The sequence below is a fragment of the Streptomyces sp. NPDC024698 genome, assembly GCF_055559015.1.
The window spans coordinates 126,352-145,431 of record NZ_JBVHLK010000011.1 but is presented as its reverse complement, the minus strand read 5'-3'; the positions used below and the strand labels follow the sequence as shown (position 1 = coordinate 145,431).

At 72.7% G+C, this 19,080-nt stretch carries 14 protein-coding genes; 3 read left to right on the top strand and 11 right to left on the bottom strand.

Annotation, left to right across the window (positions count from 1 at the left end):
* Nucleotides 1–153: 153 nt before the first annotated feature.
* The gene (locus tag ACZ4AA_RS24285; protein ID WP_467606393.1) at nucleotides 154–1,773 is read right to left on the bottom strand and encodes an ABC-F family ATP-binding cassette domain-containing protein; all 1,620 of its coding nucleotides are present in this window, start codon (nucleotides 1,771–1,773) and stop codon (nucleotides 154–156) included.
* Nucleotides 1,774–2,045: 272 nt separating this feature from the next.
* On the opposite strand from ACZ4AA_RS24285, the gene ACZ4AA_RS24280 reads away from it, so the two are divergent.
* The 3 genes from ACZ4AA_RS24280 (at nucleotide 2,046) to ACZ4AA_RS24270 (ending at nucleotide 4,744) form a co-directional block, all read left to right on the top strand.
* Nucleotides 2,046–3,563 (top strand): phosphatase PAP2 family protein, encoded by a 1,518-nt coding sequence (locus tag ACZ4AA_RS24280; RefSeq protein WP_467606390.1) that lies wholly within the window; start codon nucleotides 2,046–2,048, stop codon nucleotides 3,561–3,563.
* A gap of 139 nt (nucleotides 3,564–3,702) precedes the next feature.
* A complete protein-coding gene (locus ACZ4AA_RS24275) occupies nucleotides 3,703–4,530 on the top strand; it encodes a methyltransferase domain-containing protein (RefSeq protein ID WP_467606387.1) in 828 nt (275 codons plus the stop codon).
* A gap of 43 nt (nucleotides 4,531–4,573) precedes the next feature.
* The gene (locus ACZ4AA_RS24270) at nucleotides 4,574–4,744 is read left to right on the top strand and encodes a hydrophobic protein (protein ID WP_355978636.1); all 171 of its coding nucleotides are present in this window, start codon (nucleotides 4,574–4,576) and stop codon (nucleotides 4,742–4,744) included.
* Between the two features lie 104 nt (nucleotides 4,745–4,848).
* Here ACZ4AA_RS24270 and ACZ4AA_RS24265 read toward each other — a convergent pair whose 3' ends face one another.
* The 10 genes from ACZ4AA_RS24265 to ACZ4AA_RS24220 all read right to left on the bottom strand — a co-directional run bounded on the left by ACZ4AA_RS24265 (nucleotide 4,849) and on the right by ACZ4AA_RS24220 (nucleotide 18,987).
* Nucleotides 4,849–5,607, bottom strand: coding sequence for a GvpL/GvpF family gas vesicle protein (locus ACZ4AA_RS24265; protein WP_467606382.1), 759 nt, complete (start codon nucleotides 5,605–5,607; stop codon nucleotides 4,849–4,851).
* A gap of 68 nt (nucleotides 5,608–5,675) precedes the next feature.
* Nucleotides 5,676–7,523: a transketolase gene (locus ACZ4AA_RS24260; RefSeq protein ID WP_467606642.1), complete on the bottom strand. Its 1,848-nt coding sequence runs from the start codon at nucleotides 7,521–7,523 to the stop codon at nucleotides 5,676–5,678.
* A gap of 179 nt (nucleotides 7,524–7,702) precedes the next feature.
* Complete coding sequence (locus ACZ4AA_RS24255) at nucleotides 7,703–9,679, bottom strand: DUF5107 domain-containing protein (RefSeq protein ID WP_467606378.1); 1,977 nt, start codon at nucleotides 9,677–9,679, stop codon at nucleotides 7,703–7,705.
* Nucleotides 9,680–9,781: 102 nt separating this feature from the next.
* Nucleotides 9,782–10,330: a GNAT family N-acetyltransferase gene (locus ACZ4AA_RS24250; RefSeq protein ID WP_467606375.1), complete on the bottom strand. Its 549-nt coding sequence runs from the start codon at nucleotides 10,328–10,330 to the stop codon at nucleotides 9,782–9,784.
* Nucleotides 10,331–10,376: 46 nt separating this feature from the next.
* Complete coding sequence (locus ACZ4AA_RS24245) at nucleotides 10,377–11,303, bottom strand: S66 peptidase family protein (protein ID WP_467606639.1); 927 nt, start codon at nucleotides 11,301–11,303, stop codon at nucleotides 10,377–10,379.
* 148 nt (nucleotides 11,304–11,451) lie between these two features.
* Entirely contained in the window at nucleotides 11,452–13,425 is a 1,974-nt protein-coding gene (locus ACZ4AA_RS24240) for a S9 family peptidase (protein ID WP_467606370.1), read from the bottom strand.
* Nucleotides 13,426–13,434: 9 nt separating this feature from the next.
* Nucleotides 13,435–14,739 carry a M20/M25/M40 family metallo-hydrolase gene (locus tag ACZ4AA_RS24235; RefSeq protein ID WP_467606364.1) on the bottom strand — a complete coding sequence of 435 codons (1,305 nt, stop codon included), beginning with the start codon at nucleotides 14,737–14,739 and terminating at the stop codon, nucleotides 13,435–13,437.
* Nucleotides 14,732–15,565 (bottom strand): M55 family metallopeptidase, encoded by an 834-nt coding sequence (locus tag ACZ4AA_RS24230; RefSeq protein WP_467606360.1) that lies wholly within the window; start codon nucleotides 15,563–15,565, stop codon nucleotides 14,732–14,734. Before ACZ4AA_RS24230 ends, ACZ4AA_RS24235 begins: the two co-directional genes overlap by 8 nt.
* Before the next feature lie 74 nt (nucleotides 15,566–15,639).
* Nucleotides 15,640–16,365 carry a methyltransferase domain-containing protein gene (locus ACZ4AA_RS24225; protein WP_467606355.1) on the bottom strand — a complete coding sequence of 242 codons (726 nt, stop codon included), beginning with the start codon at nucleotides 16,363–16,365 and terminating at the stop codon, nucleotides 15,640–15,642.
* A 171-nt stretch (nucleotides 16,366–16,536) separates the two neighbouring features.
* On the bottom strand, nucleotides 16,537–18,987 hold the full coding sequence (locus ACZ4AA_RS24220; protein WP_467606352.1) for an ATP-binding SpoIIE family protein phosphatase: 2,451 nt from the start codon (nucleotides 18,985–18,987) through the stop codon (nucleotides 16,537–16,539).
* Nucleotides 18,988–19,080 lie beyond the last annotated feature (93 nt).

Here is a 19,080-nt window from a genome sequence, read left to right as displayed (position 1 = left end):
GCCCGGGAGGGAGCCATGGATCGAGACCCACTCCCTCCACTCTACGAACATCCGGGGTGCCGGGCCTCTCCGGAACCTGGCCGCCGCCCTCACCGGGGAGGACCCGCGCCGACGCCCGGCCACCGCTCCGGTCCGGACACCGCCGACGCCCGGCTACCGCTCCCGCTCGACGCGGCGTTCGTCCCACACCGGCTCCCGCGTCTCCCGTACCCGGCCGTCGGAGCCGAAGACGAGGTAGCGGTCGAAGGAGCGGGCGAACCAACGGTCGTGGGTGACCGACAGGACCGTCCCCTCGTAGGCCTCCAGGCCTTCCTGGAGCGCCTCCGCGGACTCCAGGTCGAGGTTGTCGGTCGGCTCGTCCAGGAGCAGGGCCGTCGAGCCCTCCAGCTCCAGGAGCAGGATCTGGAAACGTGCCTGCTGGCCGCCCGACAGCTTCTCGAAGCGCTGCTCGGCCTGGGCGGTCAGCTCGTAGCGGCGCAGCCTCGACATCGCCGCACCGCGGTCCTGCGCGTGCTCGGTCCACAGGATGTCCAGGAGCGCACGGCCCTCCAGTTCGGGGTGGGCGTGCGTCTGCGCGAAGTGGCCCGCGACGACACGGGCGCCGAGCTTCCACTCGCCGGTGTGCGCGACGTCCCCGCCCGCGAGCAGCCGCAGGAAGTGGGACTTGCCCGAGCCGTTGGAGCCGAGGACGGCGACGCGCTCGCCGTAGAAGATCTCCAGGTCGAAGGGCTTCATCAGCCCGGTGAGCTCAAGTCCCTTGCAGGTCACGGCCCGCACGCCGGTGCGGCCGCCGTGCAGCCGCATCTTGATGTCCTGCTCGCGCGGCGGCTCCGGCGGCGGTCCGACCTCCTCGAACTTGCGCAGCCGGGTCTGCGCCGCCGCGTACCGCGAGGCCATCTCATGGCTGACGGCGGCCGCCTGACGGAGGTTCAGCACCAGCTTCTTGAGCTGCGCGTGCTTCTCGTCCCAGCGCCTGCGCAGTTCCTCGAAGCGCGCGAACCGCTCCCGCCTGGCCTCGTGATAGGTCGCGAATCCGGCGCCGTGCACCCAGGCGTCCGCGCCGGCCGGTCCCGGCTCGACACTGATGATCTTCTGGGCGCCGCGGGCGAGGAGTTCGCGGTCGTGGGAGACGAACAGGACGGTCTTGCGGGTCTCCTTGAGCCGCTCCTCCAGCCAGCGCTTGCCGGGCACGTCGAGGTAGTTGTCCGGCTCGTCCAGGAGCAGCACCTCGTCGGTGCCGCGCAGCAGCGCCTCCAGTACCAGGCGCTTCTGCTCACCTCCGGACAGGGTCCGGACCAGGCGCCACTGGGCCTTCTCGTAGGGGACGCCGAGGGCGGCCGTCGTGCACATGTCCCAGAGGGTCTCGGCCTCGTATCCGCGGACCTCGGCCCAGTCGGACAGCGCCTGCGCGTAGTGGAGCTGTGACGCCTCGTCGTCCACGGTCATCATCGCGTGCTCGGCCGCGTCCACGGCCTTCGCCGCCTCGCGGATACGGGGCGGGGCCACGGAGACGAGCAGCTCGCGCACGGTCGTCTCGTCGCGTACGGAGCCCACGAACTGGCGCATCACGCCGAGCCCGCCGCTCACGTTCACGGTCCCGCCGTGCGGCTTGATCTCCCCCGAGAGCAGCCGCAGCAGGGTCGTCTTGCCGGCGCCGTTCGGCCCGACCAGGGCGACGACGGCCCCTTCCCCCACCCGAAACGACACATCGCCGAGCAGCGCCCTCCCGTCGGGAAGGTAGTACTCAAGATGTGCGGCTTCGAGATGTCCCATGGGCAGGCATTCTCCGGGGAGCGGGGGATCTGGGCAAACGGGTATGCGACCGAGGGGCGGGGCGGGCAGGCGGGGTGTGGCCGGAGGCCGCATGGGACGGACGGGCGACGGTGAGCCGGAGACGGCACCGGACGGGCAGGCGACCGAGACCCGGGGCGGGGCAACCGGCGGGCGACGGTGAGCCCGGGAGCGGAGGCCGGGCAGGAGCGGCGGGCGGCGCCGGGCCCGGGTGCGGGGGCGGGAAGTGTCTGATCCGGGGTAGACGGACCCGCATGACCACGACCCCGGATGTCGACCTGACCGCCCTCGTACCGGGCCGCCACGCCCTTCGGGACCGCCTGCTCGCCCTCGACTGCCGGCTCTTCGAGGCGGTCGCGGCCCGGCACTGGCCGGGCGGCGACCCGGTGCTGCCACGGCTGAGCCGGAGCGCGAACCACGGTGTCCTGTGGTTCGCCACGGCCGCGGCCGTGGCGGCGAGCCGCACCCCGAGGGCCCGCCGGGCGGCCGCGCGGGGTGTCGCCTCGCTGGCCCTGGCCTCCGCCACGATCAACACCCTCGGCAAGCGCTCGGTGCGCCGCAGCCGCCCCGGCCTGGGCCCGGTCCCCGCGGTCCGGCAGCTGAAGCGGCAGCCGATCACCACGTCGTTCCCGTCGGGGCACGCGGCCTCGGCCGCCGCCTTCGCCGCCGGGGTGGCCCTGGAGTCCCGCGGCTGGGGCGCGGCCGTCGCACCGCTCGCCGGGGCCGTCGCGCTGTCGCGCGTCTACACCGGCGTCCACTTCCCGAGCGATGTCGTGGTCGGCGCGGCCCTGGGTGTCGGCGCCGCGTACGCCGTGCGCGCGCTGGTGCCCACCAGGGACCAGCTGACCCCGCCCGGGAGGCCGCGCACCGACGCACCCGCGCTGGCCGAGAGCGAGGGCGAGGGTCTGGTCATGGTGGCCAACACGGCCTCGGGCACGGCGGAACGGGTCGGCGCGCTGGCCGGCGCCTTGCCGCGGGCGGAGATCGTGGAGTGCGAACCCCACGCCGTGCGGGAGGAGTTGGAGAAGGCGGCGGCCCGCGCACGGGTGCTGGGCGTGTGCGGCGGCGACGGCACGGTGAACACCGCGGCCGAGGTGGCCCTGCGCCACGGGCTTCCGCTCGCCGTCCTCCCCGGCGGCACGCTCAACCACTTCGCCCACGACCTCGGGGTGGAGGGCGAACGCGATCTCGTCCGCGCGCTGCGGGAAGGCGAGGCGGTCCAGGTGGACGTGGGCCGGTTCGCGTCCGGCGGCAAGAGCGGCATCTTCCTCAACACGTGCAGCCTGGGCATCTATCCGGAGCTGGTGCGCGAGCGGGAGAACTGGTCCAAGACGATCGGCAGTTGGCCGGCTGGAGTGCTGGGCGCCCTGCGGGTGCTGCGCGCCGACCGTCATCCGCTGCGGGCCGAACTCGGGGGCCGCAGCCACCCGTTGTGGCTTCTGTTCGCGGGCAACGGCACCTACCACCGCATGGGCCTGGCTCCGGCCCGCCGCTTCGACCTCGCGGACGGCCGTCTCGACGTGCGGGTCGTGCACGGCGGCAGCCATCCCGCCCTGCGGCTGCTGGCCGCCGCCTTCGCGGGGCCCCTCACCCGCTCCCCCGCCCACGCGGCCGTACGGCTGGGCCGTCTGCGCGTCGAGGGCGTGGCGCCAGGAACGCTGCTGGCCTACGACGGAGAGGTCACCGAGGTGAGAGGCGAGGTGACCCTGCGCAAGAGCCCTGAGGCGCTGACCGTCTACCGCCCGCTCCCCGCGCACCGCCCGGAGCGGTAGGCGCACATCTCCACGACCGCCGCGTCCATATGGCAAGACGCGGGTCTCACAATTCGACATGACCGCGTACGGTGATGACATCGCCTCAGGGAGTGCGTGCCCGTCCGGCGAATCCCGTACGACGAGAAGGGGACCGGTCATGTCGCAGTCGAAGTCGCAGGAGACCGCCGTCTACACCCACGGCCACCACGAGTCGGTGCTCCGCTCGCACACCTGGCGCACGGCCGCCAACTCGGCGGCCTACCTGCTCGACTCGCTGAAGCCGCACATGCGGATCCTCGACATCGGCTGCGGACCGGGCACCATCACCGCGGACCTGGCCGCACGGGTGCCGGACGGCCGGGTCACCGGCGTCGACCACGCACCCGGCATCCTGGACCAGGCCCGCTGGACGGCCGCCGAACGCGGTCTGGACAACGTCGAGTTCGCGGTCGCCGACGTCCACGCGCTGGACTACCCGGACGACACGTTCTGCGTCGTGCACGCCCACCAGGTGCTCCAGCACGTGGGCGATCCGGTGCAGGCGCTGCGCGAGATGCGCCGGGTCACCAAGCCCGGCGGGCTCATCGCCGTCCGGGACGCGGACTACTCGTCCATGACCTGGTATCCGGCCACGCCGGGCATGGACGACTGGCTGGACCTGTATCTGCGCGTCGCCCGCGCCAACGGGGGCGAGCCCGACGCCGGCCGCCGGCTGAAGTCATGGGCACGGGCTGCCGGGATCCGGGACCTCACGTGCACGTCGAGCACCTGGACCTTCGCCACCGAGGACGAGCGGAAGTGGTGGAGCGGCCTGTGGGCCGACCGCACGCTGGCCTCGGCGTACGCGGAGCGGGCCACGGAGGGAGGTCACGCGACCCCGGAGCGGCTGCGGGCGGTGTCGGACGCCTGGCGGCGGTGGGGGCGGGAGGAGGACGGCTGGTTCTCCGTCCTGCACGGAGAAATTCTCTGCCGAAAGGAAGCGTGATCCCGCGATATCGGGCAACCAGGAACGCAGGAGGTCACAAACTATGGTTCCCATTCTGCTGGTTCTGTTGCTCGCGCTGATTCTCTTCGGCGCCGGATTCGCGTTGAAGATTCTGTGGTGGATAGCGTTGGTGGTCATCGTCCTGTGGCTGCTCGGATTCCTGGTGCGCGGCACGAACGCTTCCGGGAGCCGCGGCCGCTGGTACAGGTGGTAGCCCTCCCTCTTCAGGGAGACTCCGGGAAGACCCGGGGAAGAGACGGCTTTGCGCGGCCGGGGGGTCCAAGGAATTCTTGGACCCCCCGGCCGCGCTCCGCGCGCTCAGCCCCTGCGGTCCGTGCCGCTCGTGAGACCGGTGAACCCGGTGAGGCCCGTCGACCTCGTGAAGGAGTAGGCGGCCCACGGTCCGGTGAGCTCCACCCGCATTCCGGACTCCTCCCCCACCTTTCCGTTCACCCGTGCCACGAATTCCCCCGAGTCCGCGCGTGGCACCAGATAGGCCGCGTCGAAAATTTTCTCACCCTCTTCTCCAGAACCCCCGGGAGAAGTCTCGGGAGAGGTCTCCCGGCCGCGCGACGTCAGCAGCCGGTTCTCCTCGGCACACTCGGAAAGCGTGTCGTGCAGCCTGCGCGTGAATACGTCCGCGAAGTTCCCGGAAACGCCTGATCTCGCGGTGTCCTCCGTGGACGCCGCATACACGCTCACGTCCCATTCCACTCGTCCGTCGAGCCGGTCGAGGGTCCGCAGGAAATCCTCCCTGCGTTCGTCCATCATCACGCGTACGCCGCTGTCGTCCCGGAGCACCGTGGCGAGCCGGAGCGGCAGCGGGCTGGTGACGGCGGTGAGCGCGTCGACGACTCCCTGGTGGGCGCGGGCCGTCGCCTCCAGCCAGGGGACGTCCTCCAGCCGGCGGCGCAGCGGTTCCGCGGCGAACTCCCGCTCCGGGACCGCGCCGACCACGGCGACCAGGTCGCCGTGGCGCAGCAGTTTGGGCGGAACGCCCCCGACCCCGGTGAGCTCGGCCGACAGTGCCGCCGAGAAGGGGCGGCAGATCGCGTAGACGTAGCGCAGAACGCTCATGGATCTCCTCCCGCGCTTCCACATGCACCCCCCATGGCGTACTGACCATGGTGCCCTCGGTGCTCCGGTCAGCGCACCATGGCCGTCTCGACCAGCAGACGGCCCGCCGCCGCGATCGACTCGGCGTCGATGCCCGCCGCCCGCAGTTGCTCCTCCGGGCTCGCGGAGCCGGGCATCGTCCGGACGGCCAGACGCACCAGGCGGGGCACGGGCCGGCCGTCGGTGAAGGCGTCGAGCACCGCGTCCCCGATTCCGCCCTCCTCCCGGTGGTCCTCCACCGTGACCAGGCAGCCGGTCTCCTCGGCGGCCTCGCGCAGGGTCGCGCGGTCCACGGGCTTGACCGAGTAGAGGTCGATCACCCGTGCCTGGATGCCCTCGCGGTCGAGCGCCTCCGCGGCGGCCAGCGCCTCGTGGACGGTGACGCCCGCGGCGACGAGCGTGAGCCGGTCGTCGGCGGAGGCGCGCAGCACCTTGCTGCCGCCCACCGGGAACTCCTCGGTGGCGCTGTAGATGACGGGGGTGTCACCGCGGGAGGTGCGCAGGTAGCGGACGCCCTCCAGGCCCGCCGTCGCGGCGACGAGCTTCGCCGTCTGGTTGGCGTCGCACGGGTAGAGCACGGTCGAGCCGTACACGGACCGGAACATCGCCAGGTCCTCGAGACCCATCTGCGAGGGCCCGTCCTGTCCGATGGAGACACCCGCGTGGGACCCGACGAGGTTGATGCCCGCACCGCTGACGGAGGCCATGCGGATGAAGTCGTGGGCCCGGGTGAGGAAGGCCGCGAACGTCGTGGCGTACGGGACCCAGCCGCGTACGGCCATGCCGACGGCGGTGGCGACGAGCTGCTGCTCGGCGATGTAGCACTCGAAGTAGCGCTCGGGATGGTGCTTGGCGAAGAGCTCGGCGCGGGTCGAGTCGCCGACCTCGCCGTCCAGGGCGACGACGTCGTCGCGGGCGTCGCCGAGCGCGGCGAGCGCCTTTCCGAAGGCGTCGCGGGTGGCGACCTGGTCACCGGTCTCGTACCGCGGCAGGTCGAGGTGTCCGGAGCGTACGGCGTGCAGTGTCCTGGCGGCGGGCGGCTGCTGGACCTCCACCCGGCGGTCGTGCACACCGCCGAGTTCGGCGATCGCCGCTTCGGCGTCGGGCAGCGGCTTGCCGTGCAGGCCCTCGCGGTCCTGGACCGAGGCCACGCCCTTGCCCTTGAGGGTGCGGGCGAGGATCACGGTGGGCCGTCCCTCGGTGGAGTCCGCCTCCAGGAAGGCGCGGTCGATGGCGTCCACGTCGTGTCCGTCGACCTCCACGGTGTGCCAGCCGAACGCCGCGAACCTGCGGGCGTACGCGTCGAGGTCGTGTCCGTGCCGGGTCGGGCCGCGCTGGCCCAGGCGGTTGACGTCGACGATCGCGGTCAGGTTGTCCAGGTGCTCGTAGCCCGCGTGCTCGGCGGCCTCCCACACGGAGCCCTCGGCGAGTTCGCTGTCGCCGCACAGGACCCGGACGCGGTAGCCGGTGTGATCGAGCCGCTTTCCGGCGAGCGCGATGCCGACCCCGACGGGCAGTCCCTGGCCGAGCGATCCGGTGGCGGTCTCCACCCACGGGAGCCGCCGGGGGGTGGGGTGGCCTTCGAGTCGGCTGCCCGCCTTGCGGAAAGTGAGCAGCTCGGCCTCGTTCAGGGCGCCGGCCGCCTTGTACGCGGCGTACAGGAGGGGTGACGCGTGTCCCTTGGAGAGGACGAAACGGTCGTTGCCGGGATGCCGGGGGCGTTCGAAGTCGTAGCGCGTGTGGTTGGCCAGCAGGACCGCCATGAGGTCGGCGGCGGACATGGACGAGGTCGGATGGCCCGAGCCCGCAGCGTCGGCCGCCCGGACACTGTCGACGCGCAGTTGCTGGGCCAGATCGATGAGATGGCGACTGTTCATCATGGTCCTTCCCTTTGTCCGGCGGTTTTCGGACAGCTCGGTGCTCCGGCCCCTCCCGTCGACGCGGAGGGGCCGGTTCCCGCCCGCCGTACGGGCTTTCCGCGTCCCCCTGAGCCGGGGTCCCAAACACCGGCGCACCCGGCGTTTCACGCGTCAGCCCGGGAACGGACAGCCCCGGTTCAGGGCGTGGACGGTGGCCGCATGCGGAAGTCGTAGCGCGCAGGCAGCGGCTCGTCACTCAGCCGGGACCACAACCGGTCGATGGTCTCGGCCCCCTCGCGCAGGTCGGCGACCTCGAAGCCCGCGTCGAAGACCGCCCGCGCGTCCTCGCGCCTGCCCTCGGCGAGCAGCAGTTCGGCCTCGACGAGACGGAACCGTCCCCGCTCGCGGGTCGCGGGGTGCAGCCGCTCCCACACGGCACGCGCCTGCTCCGGACGGCGGGCCTTCAGCAGCGCCTCGACGGCCTCGCGGCCGAGCGCGGCCGTCACCGCGGTCCACCGCTGCCCGTCGTCGCGCCGCTCCCGGCACAGGTCGTCGAAGGCCTCGGCGTAACGGTCGGCGGCACGCTCGTCGTTGCCGGCCTCCTGGTCGGCGACGGCGAGGCAGCGCAGCAACGGCCAGAGCGAGGGAGCGAGTTCGAGCGCCCGCTCCCAACTGCGCACGGCCTGGGCCACATCCCCCGCATGCCACTGGGCGACTCCGAGGTGGTACTCGGCGATCGGTGCGGCGGGTGCCGTCTCCAGCATGTCGCGCCAGTGCGCGGCCACCAGTGTCTCGCCGGGCGGCCCGACCCGCCGGGGCTCCGGGAACGCGCCGGAGCGCAGCAGTTCCCGCCACGGCTCCTGATCGTCCCCGAGCGTGCTCTCCTCGAAGGGCGTACCGGGCAACTTATGGGCGGCGCGCAGCACTTCGAGCGCTCCCCAGCCGGATCCGACGGCGAGGACCTCGCCGGGCGCGGTGTCGGCGTGCGGCAGCCAGGCCTCGTACGCCGCGTCGACCGCGTCCCGGGACAGGGCGCTCTCCAGCCGGCCCTCGGCCTCCGTCCGCGCGGCCTCCCAGTCCGCCCCGTGCGCGCTCCGCGCGCTCACGGTCAGCGGCCCGTACGCCTCCAGCCAGGACACGTCGCTCTCGGCTTCGAGGCATACGTGTTCGAGCTGGGTGCGGGCGAGTCCGGCCTGGATCTCGCAGTACCCGCCGGTCCCCGGTTCGGTGAGCCATTCCTGCCAGCGCCGCCCGCCGGGCCCCGCGCCCCACACGAAGAGCTTGCGGCCGCGCAGGACGTCGGTGGACGTCTGGACCAGGCCCTCGCCCGCGTCGTCGACCGCGGCGATCCAGCGGCGCCGTCCGTCGGGCACCTCGTAGAAGTAGTCGGCGGGGAACGTGCTGTTGAGCGGGTACGTCCGGTCCGTCCCGTCGTACGCGGGCACGGGCACCCGGCGCAGGCGTCGCTCGTAGCCGAAGTGCCAGGCCTCCTCGGCCGGGGCGAGCACCCTGCGCTCCTCGGGGACCGCGATGTTGGACCACCAGTACAGCGGGGCGGCCTTCTCGTGCGGGTTGCGGACGCGGACACCGACGTACAGGAAGTCGGAGCCGTCCGGCAGCCACAGATCGACCTGGAAGGGGAGGTCGCGCAGCCGTTCCCACTCCCACAGGCGCAGCATCTCGCCGCCGTCCGGGGCGGGGACGCGGGCGGCGTGGACGGGTGAGCAGGACAGGGTGGTGTGTCCGGTGGCCCCGATGTTCCACTCGATGCCGCCGGAGAACCAGGCGCCGTTGAGCGCGAAGCAGGCCGGCTGGAGCACCGGGTTGGTGTAGAGCAGTTCCGTCTCGGTGGGTTTGTGGAAGAGCGAGACGACACGGCCGCCGTATCCGGGCAGCACGGTGGCGCACAGCCGGTCGTTCTCGATCACTATCGTGTCGAGTTCACGCGGCGGCCGTTCTCGTTCGTACCCGTCCCGTATGCGCTCGGGCAGCACGCTGCGCAGCGGCTCGTATCCGATCTGCCGGGCCATGTCGCCCGGCAGGCCGACGCGGTCGCGGTCGTCGATACGGTGCATCTCGTCGAGGGTCCGCAGGGGCGGCAGCGGGTTGCTCGGGCCCAGTTCCGCGGCGGGGAGGGCCAGTACGTCACGTCGGATCGTCGTCACGATGACCATGGAACATGCTCATCGGCCTGCTGACCAGGGTGTCCGCTCACCTGAATCGGGTCAGGATTGCGCAAAGGCGCCGGGACGTCTCCGGGAGCCGGCGGGCCCCCGTCAGCGGGGCTTGATCATCTCCGTCGTGATCGCCCACCGCTCGTGGTCCCGCCAGGCGCCGTCGATGTGGATGAAGGCCGGCGAGAAGCCTTCGAGCCGGAAGCCGCAGGCACGGGCGAGCGCGACCGACCCCGCGTTGGCGGGCTGCGCGTTGATCTCCAGCCGGTGCAGGCCCAGTTCCCCGAAGGCGTACCGCACGACGAGGCCGAGGGCCTCGGTCATCAGTCCGCGTCCCGCCGCGTGCGCGAAGGCGCCGTAGCCGAGGGCACCGCACAGGAAGCCGCCGTGGACGATGTTGTTGATGTTGATGAAGCCGGCGATGCCTCCGCCGTCCCGCTCGCAGACGAGGAACCCGGCCTTCGTCGGGTCCTCGATGAGCCGCCCGGCGTAGACCGCGTAGGCGCCCTGGTCGGCGGGCGGGAAGAGCCAGGGGTGGTGCAGGCTCCGGCTCTCCCTGGCCCGCGCGGTGAACTCCGCGCCGTCGTCGAGGGTGAAGGGGCGAAGGGCCACACGGGGGCCCTTCGCGAGAAGGCCGACGTTCTCAGGCATTCGATCACCCTACGCGAGCACGGGCCCGGCGCCGGTGCGCTCGCGGTCAGAGCAGCGCGGGCTCGTCCAGGGTGAGTGTGCCGGCGTCCGCGTCGAGCTCGGCCCTGACACCGAACGGGACCGTCAGCGACCCCTCCGCGTGCCCGAACCCGAGGTGCTCGACGACGGGGACGCCGAGCGCGCCGAGCCGGTCGGCGAACACCGCGCGGAGCTTGTCGTACGGTCCGCAGTCCGCCCAGGAGCCGAGCGCGATCCCGGCCACTCCGTCGAGCCAGCCGCCGCGCAGCAGTTGCGTCAGGATCCGGTCCAGCCGGTACGCCTCCTCGCCGACGTCCTCGATCATGAGCAGTCCGCCACGGGCACCGGCGCGGGCGTGGGGTGTGCCGAGTTCGGCGGCCAGCAGGCTGACGCAGCCTCCGAGCGTGACCCCACGGGCCTTCCCCGGCACGAGCGCGGTGGCCCCGCCGGAGGCGATGGTCCGCACCGATTCGGGTTCGAAGAGGGTCGCCCGCAGATGCTCCTGCGCCTGGGTGTTCTTCAGGAAGCCGACGGCCGACACCATCGGCCCGTGCAGGGTCGCGAGCCCCACCCGCGTGGCGAACGCCTCGTGCAGCGCGGTGATGTCGCTGAAGCCGACGAAGACCTTGGGGCCCGCGGCCCGGACGGCGTCCCAGTCGAGCAGGTCGATCATGCGCTGGGCGCCGTACCCGCCGCGGGCGCACAGCACCGCGGCCACGTCCGGGTCGCACCAGGCCGCCTGGAAGTCCGCGGCCCGGTCGGCGTCCGTTCCCGCGAGGTAGGCGAACTCCTCGTGCCGGTCGAGGACATGGGGGGCCACGACGGGGTCGAGGTCCCAGCCGCGCAGGATGTCGAGACCGGCTTCGAGCCGCTCCTCGGGGACGGGTCCGCTGGGCGCGACGACCGCCACCCTGGCCCCTGCGACGAGCCGCGCGGGCCGGGTCAGTTCGGTGATCGATGCGGTCGTTCGGGTCACTCGTGGTGCTCCAGATGCTGGTGGTTCACGTGCTGGTGGTTCACGTGCTGGTGGTTCGGGTGCCGGTGTTCAGGTGCCCGTCTTCCGGGGTGAGGTGCCCGGTTCGCGTGCCCGGCCGCGCGGCGCTTCACTCGGACAGCTCCAGGGTGGGAATGCCCGGCGGTTCCAGACCGAGGACCTGGGCGTACAGGGAGAGTTCGGCCTCCAGGGCGCGTTCCATCGTCTCGGCGCGCCGGAAGCCGTGCCCCTCCCCTTCGAAGGCGAGATAGGCGTGCGGGACACGACGGCCCTGCTCCTCGACGCGGGCCAGGAAGCGCTCGCACTGCGCCGGCGGGCAGACGGCGTCGTCGAGTCCCTGGAGGAGGAGGAAGGGCGCGGTGATCCGGTCGGCGTGCGTGGACGGCGACCGCTCCGTGTACCGGGCCGGCACCTCGGCGATCGGCCCGATGAGCGATTCCAGATACCGCGACTCGAAGTCGTGGGTCTCGCCCGAGGCCCATTCGGTGAGGTCGATGACGGGATAGCTGATCGTGCCGCAGGCGTAGACATCGGTGGTGGCCAGCGAGGCCGCCGTGGTCCAGCCTCCCGCGCTGCCGCCCCGGATCGCGAGCCGCCGCCGATCGGCCGTGCCCTCGTCGGCGAGCGCGAGCGCGACGGCCGCGCAGTCCTCGACGTCGACGACACCCCACTGCTCCCGCAGCAACGCGCGGTACTCCCGTCCGTGGCCGGTCGATCCGCCGTAGTTGACCTGGGCCACACCGATGCCCCGGGAGGTGAAGTAGGCGATCTCCAGGTCGAGGACGAGCGCCGACCTGCTGGTGGGGCCGCCGTGGACCCAGACGACGTACGGCGGGAGTTCGTCCGCGCGGCCCACATGGCCGGGGTGGTGCGGCGGGTAGATGTGCGCGTGGACCTCGCGTCCGGCGGGGCCCTCGAAGGTGCGGATCTGGGGTTCCGGGTAGTACGCGGGGTCCACCGGGTCGTCGTGCGCGGCGCCGATCACCCGGGCCCGCCCGGTGCGGGCGTCGAGTTCGACGACCTCGGCGGCGCTGCGGGGGCTGGCTCCGACGCCGACGACCCTGCTGCCGTGCACGGCGAGCGTCGCCCCGAACTCGGTCCAGGGGCCCGCCGTGTCGACGACTTCCCCGGTCTCGGGGTCCAGTATCCCGAGCACGGAGGCACCCCGTCCGTGCACGACGGCGATCAGGCCGCTGTCCAGCGGCGCGAACCACCGGAGCCCCACTTTCCAGAGGGGGCCGCCGAACTCCTCCTCGCGCGGGCAGACGGCGACCGCCTCGCCGTCCGCGCCGAGCCGGTGCAGGTTCCACCAGCCGCTGCGGTCGCTGACGAGGAGCAGCGTGCCGTCGGCCGCCCAGTCGGCCTGCGCGACGGACTCCTCCGGGCCTCCCGCGACGGTCCTCGGGGCGGACAGCGTGCCGTGCGCGGTGACGTCCGCGAGGATCACCTCGGTGCCGTCCCAGGGCATGCGCGGATGGTCCCAGGCGAGCCAGACCGCCTGCCGGCCGTCGTGCGAGAGCCGGGGCCCGGTGACGAACCGGTGCCTGCCGTCGGACAGTTCGCGCACGGCGTCCCGGTCCTGTGCCGCCGATCCGTCCAGCGGGACCGCGACGAGGGCCCGGCGCACATCGGTGGATCCGTCCCCGGTGAACTCCTCCATGACGCACCAGACCTCGCCGCGCTCGGGCCGCAGTTGCGGATCGACCCAGCGCAGCCCGCCGCCCACCGCCGAGAGCGGGGTCAGCGGGCGCGGTTCGCCTCCGGGTTCGCAGCGGTGGAGGCGCTGGTCGGCGAAGTCGACGAAGACGATCAGCGGGCCTTCGGGGCGCATGACTCCCGCCCAGGGGCTGCCTCCGTACTCCATGACGCGGCTGCGCACGTTCCAGGGGGCCGGGAGCACCGATTCCTCGGTGCCGTCGGCCGTCCGCCGGATCAGCGTGCGCCGCCCGCCCTCGGCCGGCCGGGGTTCGGTCCACCAGGCCTCGTCGCCGACGAATCCGACGAACTCGGGATGGCCGTCGTGCGCGGCGGCGAGCCGTGCGCCGATCGGCGAGGGCCATGAGCCGTACGGCGTGGTCTGCATCTCGTCCCCCTAGGCCGTGCGCAGGAAGCGGTCGAGGACCCGGACGCCGAAGTGGAGCGCCTCGACCGGGACGCGCTCGTCGACTCCGTGGAACATCGCCTGGTAGTCGAAGCCCTCCGGGAGCCTGAGCGGCGAGAAGCCGTAGCCGGTGATGCCGAGGCGGGAGAACTGCTTGGCGTCCGTGCCGCCCGACATGCAGTAGGGGACGACATGGCCCTCGGGCGCGAACTCCTCGACGGCCGCGCGCATCCGCGTGTACGTCGGCGAGTCCAGGGGCGCCTGGAGCGCGACCTCGTGGTGGTGGAACTCCCACTTCACGTCCGGACCGGTGAGCCGGTCCATGGTCGTACGGAACTCGTCCTCGCCGCCCGGCAGATACCGGCCGTCCACGTACGCGACGGCCTCTCCGGGAATCACGTTGATCTTGTAACCGGCGCTGAGCATCGTCGGGTTGGCGCTGTTGCGGACGGTCGCCTCGACGAGGGAGGCGGCCGGGCCCAGCTTGCCGAGCAGGGCGTCCACGTCGTCCAGGCCGCCGTCCACGCCGTACAGGGCCGCGAGTTCGGTCAGGGCGGCCCGCACGGTCGGGGTGATGCGCAGCGGCCACTCGTGGGCGCCGATGCGGGTGACCGCGGCGGCCAGCCGGGTCACCGCGTTGCTCCGGTTCACCTTGGAGCCGTGACCCGCCCGTCCCCGCGCGGTGAGCTTGAGCCAGCCGGTGCCGCGCTCCCCCGCCGCGATCGGATACAGCTGCCGTCCGCTGCCGTCGTGGAAGGTGAACGCCCCCGACTCGCTGATGCCCTCGGTGCAGCCCTCGAAGAGTCCGGGATGCTCGTCCGCCAGGAAGCCCGAGCCGTCCTCGGCGCTCGCCTCCTCGTCGGCGGTGAAGGCGATGACGAGGTCGCGCCGGGGCCGTACCCCTTCACGCGCCCAGGAGCGGACGACGGAGAGGATCATCGCGTCCATGTTCTTCATGTCGACCGCGCCGCGTCCCCAGACGACCCCGTCGCGGATCTCCCCGGAGAACGGGGGGACGCTCCAGTCCGCGGCCTGGGCGGGCACCACGTCCAGGTGACCGTGGACGAGCAGTGCGTCGGCGGTCGGATCGGTGCCCTCCAGCCGGGCCACGACGTTCGTACGGCCTCTGGTGCGCTCCAGGAGGGTGGGCTCCAGGCCCGCTTCGGCCAGCCGCGCGGCAGCGTACTCGGCGGCCGGGCGCTCCTGGCAGTCCCCGCCGCCCCGGTTGGTCGTGTCGATCCGGATGAGGTCGGAGGTGAACCGGACGACCTCGTCGAGTGCCCGTTCGTCAGCCATACTGCTCCTCCACGGCGGCCGAGGCGATCGTGGTGACCGCCTTGAAGGTCCGAATCCCCTCGTACATCGTGTCGCTGGTGTACGCGATCTTCCGCTCGCCGGTCCGTGCGACCCCCGGCACGACGGTGGCGGCCATGGCCAGGTGCTCGGCGTCGAACTCCAGGGCGATGGTGAACGGCCCGCCGGCCACCGGCTCGTGCCGCACCGCCAGCGCCGCGGCCTCCTTGGCCGCGGCCCGGATGTCCGCGGCGGTCCTGGCCGGGGTGCGACACACGGCCGCGTACCGCGAGACATGGTCCTTCACGGCGACCTTCAGCGCCTCGGGCGCATATCCCAGCGCGTCCTCGCAGGCCACGTCGTCACCGGTGACCAGCACGACCGGCACGCCGTACTCGGCGACGACATGGGCGTTGAGCAGGCCTTCGCTGGCCCGTACGTCATTGACCCACACGCCGGTGACGGAGTTCGCGAGATAGGTGTGGGCGAGGACGCCCTCCATGCCCGCTCCCGCGTGATAGCCGACGAACGCGACGCCGTCCACGTCCCCGTGCTGCACGCCCTCGACCATGGACAGCGCCTTGTGCCGCCCGGTGAGCATCTCGGCTCTCTCGTCGAGCCGTTCGAGGAGGAGGTTCCGCATGGTCCAGTGGGCTTCGTTGATCAGCACCTCTTCGGCGCCGCCGTCGAAGAAGCCGAGCACCGCCGCGTTCACGTCCGAGGTGAACAGCGCGCGGCACCGCTCCCACTGGGGAGTCCCCGGCAACACGTCGGCCGGCCAGGTCACACCCGTGGCGCCTTCCATGTCGGCGCTGATGAGGATCTTCATGCCGAAACCGTACGCGCTTCGGCCCGGACCCGGCAGAGCCTGTGGACAACTCCTGCCGGGCCGGACCGGCTGAGTCACCCGGGGCGGCCGGCCACCAGCCACCGCGAGGGAAGTTCGATGAGGGTGCCGTCGGGCGTGTGCTCGGTCGTGAAGAGCGGGAGTTCGCCGCTCGCGAGAATCGTCAGGCCCGCCTGGCGCAGATGCTCGGGGACCGCCGCGTCCTCGACCTCGCCCGGGGCGATGCCGTGCCGGAACACCGGGGCCAGCTTGGCCGGAGGGCCGTCCGGGCTCTGGGCCATCGCGCGCAGGACGGAACCGGCGGCTTCGGCGAGCTCAACGAGGAAGACCCGGCCCCGGTCGCCCACCAGGGTGGCCAGTCCGTCCGCCAGCGGCTGCCGGTCGTCCGGCTCGGACTGGTGGAGCACGCCCCGCATATAGACGTTGGCGTCGCCCAGCTCCGCGTGCAGCGCCTCGGTCTCGGTCTTGTCCGCCGCGTCGAGCAGCCGGTACCCGGCCTGCCCGGCCGGGTCGGCGGCGCGGGCGTGATCGAGCGCGGCGGCCACGAGGTCGGTACCGATGACTCGCGGAAACCGGTCGGCCAGGAACCGGGTCTGGGTGCCGTTGCCGCAGCCGACGTCCACCAGGGGCAGATCGGGCGCCGTCAGGTGCGGCTCGAAGTGGGCGAGGTGGACCGCGGCCGTGAGGGCGGGTTCGGCGTCCCAGAGGACCCCGCCCGGTCCGTCGGGGGCCTCGCTCCAGAAGCCCTCCCAGGCTCCTCTGTACCGACTGCTCACGCTCATGCCCGCTCCCCGGGGTCGCGACCGCGCCCGCCGGGACCCGGCGGGCCTGATCGGTCTACCGCGCCCGGAGTGCGGCGACAAGCGGCCGGCGCATACCTTCACGGCTCATTCGAACCCCGTACCCCTTCGTGCGCCGGGCTCGCTCCGCCGCGCCGGCGCGGGACGAACGGATCAGCCGCGCGGGAGCGTCAGTTCGAACCACGCGGTCTTGCCCGCGCCGGTGCGGCTGGCACCCCATGCGCGGGACAGCACGCTGACGATCCGCAGTCCGCGTCCGAACTCGTCGCCGGGACCCGCGCTGAGCAGGATCGGGAGGGTGTGGTCGTCGTCGTCCACCTCGCACAGCAGGGTGTCGCCGCGCACGAGCCGCAGCCCGATCCCGCGGGTGTGCGCATGGCGTACGACGTTGGTGACGAGCTCGCCGACCATCAGCTCCGCGTTGTCCGCGAGGCCCGTCAGACCCCACGCGTGCAGCTGCTCACGGACCACGGCCCGCGCCCGGCCGGCCTCGGCCGGATCGAGCCTCAGGCTCCATTCGGCGACGGCCTCCGGCTCGATCCCGTTCAGGCGGGCCATCAGCAGGGCGACGTCGTCCTTGCGTCCGCCGCGTGTGTTGAGCGCGCGGATGATGGTGTCGCAGGCCTGGTCCATGGAGGCGGCCGGGTGGGCCGCGGACTCGCACAGGGTGGCGAGGCCGACACCGATGTCCTCGCCGCGCACCTCGACCAGTCCGTCGGTGCACATCACCAGCCGGTCGCCCGGCTCCACCCGGACCCGGATCGCCTCGAAGGGCACTCCGCCGACCCCGATGGGAGCTCCGGTCGGCAGGTCGAGCAGCTCGCTTCGGCCGTCCGCCGCGCGGACCAGGACCGGCGGGATGTGGCCCGCGTTGGCCAGGTGCAGCAGTCCGGCGATCGGGTCGTACACGGCGTACAGACAGGTCGCGAGGTAGCCGTCGCCCAGGCGCTGGGCGAGGTCGTCCAGGTTGCGCAGCAGTTGGGCGGGCGGCAGGTCCAGTGCCGCCATGGTCTGGACGGCGGTGCGCAACTGGCCCATCATCGCTGCCGAGTTGAGGCCGTGGCCCATGACGTCCCCGACGACCAGGGCGGTGCGCGAGCCGGGGAGTTTCACCGCGTCGAACCAGTCGCCGCCGACGCGCCCGAGGAGCGTTCCCGGTAGATAGCGGGTGGCGATGTCGCAGCCGGCCATGCGGGGTTCGATGGTCGGCAGCATGCTGTCCTGGAGCGTCTCGGCGACGCTCTCCTGATAGGTGTACATGCGCGCGTTGTCGAGCACCAGGCCCGCGCGGGCGGCCAGTTCGGCGCCGGTGGCCCGGTCCATGTCGTTGAACTCGACGCGCTCGGGATGGCGGAGCAGGATCATGAACCCGAGCACGACCTGACGGGCCTTGAGGGGCACGACCAGCATGGAGCGGTGGGTGATGAGCGGCCTGATGTCGCGCTTCTCGAACTGCGCGGCGATCATGTGCCCCATCGGCTCGCTGATGCGCGGCACGAGGACGGGCTCGCCGGTGGTCATGCACTGGAAGAACGGTGTGTGCGCGGGGAAGGGCATGGCCTCGCCGACCGGCACGACGTCGTCCCAGCGGCCCGGCTCGTCCGTGTGCTCCAGGGCGACCCGGTGCCACATCGTGGTCGTGTCGGGGACGCCTTCGGGGAAGCCCTCACCGGCGACGACCTGTTCGCGTAGATAGGTGCCGGCCACGTCCGTGAAGCGGGGCACGACGGCCCGGCTGACCTCCTGGATGGTCCGCGACAGGTCGAGGGAGGTCCCGATGCGCCCGCTGACCTCGTTCAGGAACTCCAGGCGCTCCCGCACCGCCACGTACTCGATGGCCTCGCGCTCGTCGTCCGGGAGGTCATGCGGCCCGGGAGCGCCGGACACGGCCGTGCGGAGCGCCCGTTCGCGGCGCGCCGTGCGTTCCGCGCGCCGGGGCACGCCCCAGTCGGGGGTGACGGGCACCCGGTCGTTCTGGCTGAACTCCAGCACGGGGTAGCCCAGTTCCAGCACCTGGGCGACGATGCGGGCGCTCTCGCCGACACTCATGCTGGGCAGGATGTCGGGGAGCCCGCGGGCCAGTTCCTCGGCGCCGGGGAAGTCGGTGTGCAGCGCGAAGCCCGGCGCGATGCGTTCGAAGGAGACGTCGTCGTCCTCGTGCCGCATCGCGGCCGCGTCGGCGGCGAGCACGAGCAGGCGCTCCGGGCCGGGGCCGACGAGCGGGTAGGCCCACCACAGGACGTCGATCCGGCGGGGACCGGCCGCGCCGAGCCGGGCGCGTCCGGCGGCGGGATAGGAGAGCCGTCCGTCAAGCGAGGACTCCAGGCCGGGCCCGAGTCCGTCGTACGTGGCGCGGCTGCCGAAGGGGACGGCGTCCGCGGCCTCGGGAAAGGCACCGGAGACGGGCAGCAGGTCCACCGCCTGTCGGCCCAGTGCCTCTTCCTTGGCGACGCCGAACAGCCGCCGTGCGCCGCTGCTCCAGTGCGAGACGAGCCCGTCGCGGTCCACGACCACCACGGCCAGCGGGATGCGGCCGTGGGCGGTGTGCCCCGCCGCGCCGTCCCCGGCTCCGGCGGCCGTGCCCGGTTCGGTGCCACGGTCCATGGCCCAGGCCCTCTCTCCCCACGGCTCCGCAAGATCTGTGCCGCCCCCACCACCGTACGGCGGTGGCCGGTCACGATGTGCGGCAACACGGGA

Coding starts and splice junctions, on each gene's coding strand:
- ACZ4AA_RS24285 (WP_467606393.1), bottom strand. CDS start 1,773: ATGGGACATCTCGAAGCCGCACATCTTGAGTACTACCTTCCCGACGGG.
- ACZ4AA_RS24280 (WP_467606390.1), top strand. CDS start 2,046: ATGACCACGACCCCGGATGTCGACCTGACCGCCCTCGTACCGGGCCGC.
- ACZ4AA_RS24275 (WP_467606387.1), top strand. CDS start 3,703: ATGTCGCAGTCGAAGTCGCAGGAGACCGCCGTCTACACCCACGGCCAC.
- ACZ4AA_RS24270 (WP_355978636.1), top strand. CDS start 4,574: ATGGTTCCCATTCTGCTGGTTCTGTTGCTCGCGCTGATTCTCTTCGGC.
- ACZ4AA_RS24265 (WP_467606382.1), bottom strand. CDS start 5,607: ATGAGCGTTCTGCGCTACGTCTACGCGATCTGCCGCCCCTTCTCGGCG.
- ACZ4AA_RS24260 (WP_467606642.1), bottom strand. CDS start 7,523: ATGAACAGTCGCCATCTCATCGATCTGGCCCAGCAACTGCGCGTCGAC.
- ACZ4AA_RS24255 (WP_467606378.1), bottom strand. CDS start 9,679: ATGGTCATCGTGACGACGATCCGACGTGACGTACTGGCCCTCCCCGCC.
- ACZ4AA_RS24250 (WP_467606375.1), bottom strand. CDS start 10,330: ATGCCTGAGAACGTCGGCCTTCTCGCGAAGGGCCCCCGTGTGGCCCTT.
- ACZ4AA_RS24240 (WP_467606370.1), bottom strand. CDS start 13,425: ATGCAGACCACGCCGTACGGCTCATGGCCCTCGCCGATCGGCGCACGG.
- ACZ4AA_RS24235 (WP_467606364.1), bottom strand. CDS start 14,739: ATGGCTGACGAACGGGCACTCGACGAGGTCGTCCGGTTCACCTCCGAC.
- ACZ4AA_RS24230 (WP_467606360.1), bottom strand. CDS start 15,565: ATGAAGATCCTCATCAGCGCCGACATGGAAGGCGCCACGGGTGTGACC.
- ACZ4AA_RS24225 (WP_467606355.1), bottom strand. CDS start 16,365: ATGAGCGTGAGCAGTCGGTACAGAGGAGCCTGGGAGGGCTTCTGGAGC.
- ACZ4AA_RS24220 (WP_467606352.1), bottom strand. CDS start 18,987: ATGGACCGTGGCACCGAACCGGGCACGGCCGCCGGAGCCGGGGACGGC.